Origin of the sequence: Streptomyces sp. SID3343 (genome assembly GCF_009865215.1) — a bacterium.
In the GTDB taxonomy this organism is placed as follows: domain Bacteria; phylum Actinomycetota; class Actinomycetes; order Streptomycetales; family Streptomycetaceae; genus Embleya.
On sequence record NZ_WWJX01000233.1, the window covers coordinates 1 to 3,631 of the forward strand.

Genomic DNA, 3,631 nt, shown 5'->3' on the forward strand with positions numbered 1-3,631 from the left:
GGCCCCCGGGGGGCTCACTCGCCGAGCCCGACCGAGGCCCGCTCGCCCGCGCCGGGTTCGAGTCGGCTCAGCCCACCCGGTGGGTGCGCGCGATCCGGGTCCAGATCCGCTTGTCGCACACGCCGAGCGGGCGCCGGAAGGCGCTGTGGCCGATCGTGCGCAGCGGCTGCGTTTCCAACCAGCTGCGATGGTCGGCGTCGGGGTCCCAGGTCTTGGTCGGGATGCGGATGTAGCGGTCGCGGGCGCTCTGGTCCCGACTGGTGATCTTGAGCACCTCGGCGCCGCGCGGCCCCACCCGCACGACCAGGCACGGGCGGTCCTTGGCGTCGTCGCCCTCGTCGAAGGGGACGGCGGCGAACCAGATCTGTCCCGGGGCGGGTCGGCCGCCGCGTCCCGCCGGAGTCGGCGCCGCCGCGGTGCGTTGCCGGCGGAGGTAGAACAGGACCAGGCCCGCGGCGACGACGAGCGCGACGAGGAGGACCGGTACGAGGGTTTTCATGGCGTGCTGTCTACCCCACGGCGGCCCGTCGACGACGAAGGACCCCCGGTTTCCCGGCCCCGACCCGCGCGTGCGCACGTGGGTGGTCCCCCCCGACACGCACCCGGCGGTTCGCTCCCCTGCTCGCGCGTGCGCGCACCGGGGCCGAACCACCTTGCCGCGCCGAGCCGTTCGGCCGGATCCGCCCGTCGCCCCCGGCGCGTGTGGGCCGGACCGCTTCGATCACCGCACGCCGCGAAAGAACGTGCGCACGTCCTGCACGAACAGCTCGGGCGCCTCGATCGCGGCGAAGTGGCCGCCGCGGTCGAACTCGCTCCAGTGCGTGATCCGGTAGCTCTGTTCGGCGAACGCCCGGATCGACCGGGTGATGTCGTGGGCGAACACGACCACGCCCATCGGCTGCCCGCACGGCCAAAATCCCGTGCCGCTCTCGTGGTGCAGGCGGGCCGACGAACCCGCGCTCGCGTTGAGCCAATAGTGCATGACGTCGGACACGATGTGATCCGCCGAGATCGCCGATGCCGGGTCGGCCCAGTCGTCGAACCGGTCGGCGATCCAGGCCAGTTGCCCCACCGGCGAGTCGGTCAGCGCGTACGCCACGGTCTGCGGGTGGGTGGCCTGCACGACCCGGGCCCCGGGCTGGTGGGCCAGGTAGTGCTCGATCTGCGCCAGGCGGGACAGGTCCTCCTCGGACAGGCCGTCCCGCGCGCCCGGGGTCCGCGGGGCCGGGGTGGGCAGGTAGTTGACGTGGATGCCGACCACGTTGTCGGGGGCGACCACGCCCAGTGCCCGGGAGATCCCCGATCCCCAGTCGCCGCCCTGCGCGCCGTAGCGGTCGTAGCCGAGCCGGTCCATCAGCACGGCCCAGGCCCGGGCGACCCGCTCGACGTCCCAGCCGCGCGAGTGGGTGGGGCCGGAGAAGCCGAAGCCGGGGATCGAGGGGACGACGACGTGGAACTCCTCGGACAGCGGGCCGATCACGTCCAGGAACTCCACCACCGAGCCGGGCCAGCCGTGCGTGAGGATCAGCGGCAGCGCTTGGGGATCGGCCGAGCGGATGTGCAGGAAGTGCACGTTCTCGCCGTCGATCCCGGTGGTGAACTGCGGCCACGCGTTCATCCGGGCCTCGTGCGCGCGCCAGTCGTAGGACGTGCGCCAGTACTCGGCCAGTGTCCGCACGCGCTCCAACGGCACGCCGTAGTCGGTGCCGGCGTCGGGTAGTTCGTCGGGCCAGCGGGTGCGGTCCAGGCGGTCGAACAGGTCGTCGAGCTCGGCCTGGGGGACGTCGATACGGAAAGGGGTGATCACGGGTGTGCTCCTGGCGGTGCGCGGGCCTCGGGTGGCGGGTGGGGCGCTGTCCCTGCCTCACGAGAGATAAAGTACATGGCTATTAAGTACATGGCTACTATATTCGCGACGAGCGGGCCCGGGTGTTTGCCGCCCGGGCCCGCTCGTGGTTTCGGTCAGTTCTGGTGGGCGTACGTCATGCCGATTCCCAGGGTCGTTTGCATCGGCAGCAGCCCCGTGCCGATCGCCGCCATGACCGCCGGCAGCACGATCTCCGCGAGACGTGCCATGCGTTCGGGGCCGATCGTCGCCCACGGTCGCGCGGCGAGTTCGTCGGTGAGGCGTTCCACCGAGCCGCGTCCGGCGATGCCCGCCTCGGTCGCGGTGCCGTCGGCGTTCACCCAGCCGCGGGCCGCGAGGCGGTCGCGGGCCGCGTCCCATTCGTCGGTGGTCCAGCCACGACTGGCGAACACCTCGGCCGGTGCGGCGCCGGCGGCGCTGTGCGAGACCAGGGCCTCGGCACCGTCGAGATCGTGGGCGAGCAGCGAGGCCAGGTGCCCGTCGCCGCGGTGCTCGCGCAGGATCGTGATCGCCTGCCACAGCACCACGTGCGGCTCGTCGGCCCACGGCAGTGCCTGGTGCGCGGCGGCGAGCGGTCGGCCCGCGGTGTCGGCGGACTCCGCCACCTGCCGGGCCGACGCCGCGGCTTCGGCGATCTCCGGAGCGTCCACCCGCCTGTCGAGCGCCGAGCGCAGCGTCGCGTCGACGGAACGCAGCCGGGCGGCCACCACCGCGCCCGGGTCGGCGATCTCCCAGGCGCGTGGCACGTAGCGCTCGACCATGGCGGGGCTGAAGCTGTAGAAGGTCGCCGCCACCACCTCGGCCGAGACCGGCCCGAGCGCCGCGGCCCGCATCGCGAAGTAGGACGGCCAGCGCTCCTCCACGGCGTAGCCGAGCGCCTTCGCCTCCTCGAACATCTGTGGCGAGTAGTAGTTCAGCGCGTGCAACGGCTCCAGCGTCTGCCACATCCGGCGAACCAGGCCGAGGTCGACGTTCGTGGTCGGGGCCGTATCGGCGCCGGTGCTCGTGTTCTTGCCCATGTCGCATCCTCCCGTAGAACTTGCCACTGCCTAGATTGTGCGCACAGCGGGAACTTGTCAATGACTAGATTGACGGTACGATCGACATATGACGCCTCGACGCCCTTATCACCACGGCGATCTACGCCGAGCCGTGCTCAGCGTCGCGCTCGACGTCGTGACGCAGGAGGGAGTGAACGCGATCAGCCTGCGCGACCTCGCCCGCCGCGCCGGCGTCTCGCACGCCGCGCCCGCCCACCACTTCGGCGACAAGACCGGGCTGCTCACCGCGATCGCCGCCGAGGGCTACGGGCTGCTCGCGGACGCGCTTGCCGAGATCGAGCCGGGGGGCCTGGATGCGCTGCGCGAACTGGGCGTGCGGTACGTGCTGTTCGCGCTGGCCCACCCGGGCCACTTCGAGGTGATGAACCGTGCGCAGGTCGTCGACGAGACCGACGCGGAGTTGATCGACCAGAAGCAACGCGCCGGGGCGTCGCTGCGCGCCGGCGTCCTGGGCGTCCCCGACGACCGCCGCGGCGACGGCGACCAGGCGGTCCTGGCCGCGTGGTCGCTCGCGCACGGCTACGCGAGCCTGTACCTGTCGGGCTCGGTCCGCACCGACGTCGACCCGGCCGCCACCTTCCGGGGCCTGGCGGGCACCCTGTTCGCGGGACCCGCGCAGCCCCAGACCTGAGGAGCGCCCCGTCGGCGCGCCTCGGCCCGGGCCCGCGAAGCCGGGAGCCGTCGCGTCAGCGCAGCTCGGCCA

At 72.6% G+C, this 3,631-nt stretch carries 4 protein-coding genes; 1 reads left to right on the top strand and 3 read right to left on the bottom strand.

Annotation, left to right across the window (positions count from 1 at the left end; genetic code table 11):
- Positions 1-67: 67 nt before the first annotated feature.
- The 3 genes from GT354_RS08470 to GT354_RS08480 all read right to left on the bottom strand — a co-directional run bounded on the left by GT354_RS08470 (position 68) and on the right by GT354_RS08480 (position 2,814).
- Complete coding sequence (locus GT354_RS08470) at positions 68-499, bottom strand: type II toxin-antitoxin system PemK/MazF family toxin (protein WP_161355645.1); 432 nt, start codon at positions 497-499, stop codon at positions 68-70.
- A gap of 222 nt (positions 500-721) precedes the next feature.
- Positions 722-1,807: an epoxide hydrolase family protein gene (locus GT354_RS08475; RefSeq protein ID WP_161355646.1), complete on the bottom strand. Its 1,086-nt coding sequence runs from the start codon at positions 1,805-1,807 to the stop codon at positions 722-724.
- A gap of 155 nt (positions 1,808-1,962) precedes the next feature.
- Entirely contained in the window at positions 1,963-2,814 is an 852-nt protein-coding gene (locus GT354_RS08480; RefSeq protein ID WP_161355648.1) for a hypothetical protein, read from the bottom strand.
- Positions 2,815-2,974: 160 nt separating this feature from the next.
- Here GT354_RS08480 and GT354_RS08485 point away from each other — a divergent pair, with 160 nt between their 5' ends.
- The gene (locus GT354_RS08485) at positions 2,975-3,559 is read left to right on the top strand and encodes a TetR/AcrR family transcriptional regulator (RefSeq protein WP_161355647.1); all 585 of its coding nucleotides are present in this window, start codon (positions 2,975-2,977) and stop codon (positions 3,557-3,559) included.
- The last annotated feature ends 72 nt before the right edge of the window (positions 3,560-3,631 follow it).